At 41.5% G+C, this 299-nt stretch carries 1 protein-coding gene; it reads right to left on the reverse strand.

What is annotated here, in order from left to right; genetic code table 11:
* The coding region (locus tag BIV59_RS22525) for a T7SS effector LXG polymorphic toxin (RefSeq protein ID WP_240501978.1) at positions 1–299 on the reverse strand (299 nt) is incomplete at both ends.

Raw genomic sequence — 299 nt, forward strand, 5'->3', positions numbered from 1 at the left:
GAGATCTTGCCGCCTTGACTGCTTGAGTTCATGATGGTGCCCAGAAGTGTAATCAAGTAGTTTTCCTGCTGCTCGGAAACCGCATATTCAGTCAGCAGGCTGGCATCGAACTTGTTGACCGCTTTAATGGTGTTGTCTCTTTTTTTATCCGCTTTATCAATTTCATCTTCAAAGGTTTCTTTTGAAAATACCTGTAAAGATAGAATATCATCTATTGTCTGAAAAATCTTCTTCAAATCGTCCTGCTGGGCCGTTACGATTTCCTTTGACTTTTTCAGTCCGTTTGAAACCTCGTCCTC

Source organism: Bacillus sp. MUM 13 (assembly GCF_001866725.1).
Taxonomy (GTDB): Bacteria; Bacillota; Bacilli; order Bacillales; family DSM-1321; genus Peribacillus.